The organism is Dolichospermum sp. UHCC 0352, from assembly GCF_009711925.1.
Lineage (GTDB): Bacteria > Cyanobacteriota > Cyanobacteriia > Cyanobacteriales > Nostocaceae > Dolichospermum > Dolichospermum lemmermannii.
Window position 1 is genome coordinate 1 of sequence record NZ_VIKY01000144.1, and the last position, 1,243, is coordinate 1,243.

General features: G+C 37.7%; 2 protein-coding genes. Both read left to right on the plus strand.

Annotated elements, in window-relative coordinates:
• The first annotated feature begins 106 nt into the window (after window positions 1-106).
• The gene (gene secG / locus FJR06_RS10005) at window positions 107-340 is read left to right on the plus strand and encodes a preprotein translocase subunit SecG (protein WP_015079245.1); all 234 of its coding nucleotides are present in this window, start codon (window positions 107-109) and stop codon (window positions 338-340) included.
• A gap of 12 nt (window positions 341-352) precedes the next feature.
• Window positions 353-1,108, plus strand: coding sequence for a peptidase (locus tag FJR06_RS10010; RefSeq protein ID WP_168651354.1), 756 nt, complete (start codon window positions 353-355; stop codon window positions 1,106-1,108).
• Window positions 1,109-1,243 lie beyond the last annotated feature (135 nt).

The window sequence follows — 1,243 nt, forward strand, 5'->3', positions numbered from 1 at the left end:
CCTGAGCCTGTCGAAGGGTCGAAGTATCTGTAACCTAAGTTGACACCAATGAGCATTGCTAAACCCTTACGAGATTGATAACTTCTTATAACCAACATTTCTAAATATGGCAATTACTAACATCATCCAAGGCATTTGGGCATTTTCCGCTCTCGGTTTGATTATCCTCGTTTTGTTACATAGTCCTAAAGGTGACGGTATTGGCGCTATTGGTGGACAAGCACAATTATTTACCAGTACCAAAAGTGCCGAAAATACTTTAAATCGAGTTACTTGGGCATTAGTTGTAGTTTTTCTGGGTTTAACTGTGGTTTTAAGTGCTAATTGGTTGCCTAAATAATTGAAACTGAAAATGGGAAAAATTACCCAAAATCAAAACTTTTGGCGAAGATTAAAAGCAGTTCTGACTTTAGCAATAAGTACAGGACTGCTAGTTATTTTGAGTAACTTTCAAGTAAATGCTGGTGTGAGGGAACAGGAAAGAAACTCCCAATTTATCCAAAAAACTCATCCTTTACCAGCGACTCTGGCACAATGGCAAGATAAAACAAATAGTGGTGATTATTTTGATCAAATCAAATCTACGAAAGTTGGTTATTTGATTTGGTCAAGTTTTCCGGTAAAGGTGAAGATAGAAACACCAACAGATATTAATGAAAAGCAGTCACAAATATGGGTTAATAGTGTTTTCCAAGCTGTTCAAGAATGGAATATCTATTTACCTTTACAGGTAGTGGAAAAATCGGCTATTGCTGATATTACAATCTCCCGAAAAGCACCGCCTTTGCAACGTGAACCTAATGGTAAAATACTGCGGGCGCGTTCGGCTTTAACTACTTATGATTTATATACTGAAAATAATATTTTATCTCACCGGTTTACAATTCTGTTGAGTCCTAGTCAAACTGGTGATTATGTCTTATCAGCAGCCCGTCATGAACTTGGCCATGCTTTGGGAATTTGGGGTCATAGTCTTCTGCAAACTGATATTATGTATTTTTCTCAAGTTCGCAAACCGCCGTTTATTTCGATTAGAGATGTGAATACTTTGAAGAAGGTTTATGAACAGTCTACAAGTTTGGGGTGGTCTGTTTTGGGGAAGGATTGATTTCCTGAAAACAAGAATGTCAAACAGAAACTGAACACTGAATAAGCAAATTAAGTAGGTTGGCGTTGAAAATTGTCGTCATAGCACTAGGCAAGAGGCAAGAGGCAAGAGGCAAGAGTAAAGAAGTTTTCAGCG

What these genes read in the sequence shown, in the direction of transcription:
- secG (WP_015079245.1), top strand. Translation starts at nt 107, where the DNA reads ATGGCAATTACTAACATCATCCAAGGCATTTGGGCATTTTCCGCTCTC.
- FJR06_RS10010 (WP_168651354.1), top strand. Translation starts at nt 353, where the DNA reads ATGGGAAAAATTACCCAAAATCAAAACTTTTGGCGAAGATTAAAAGCA.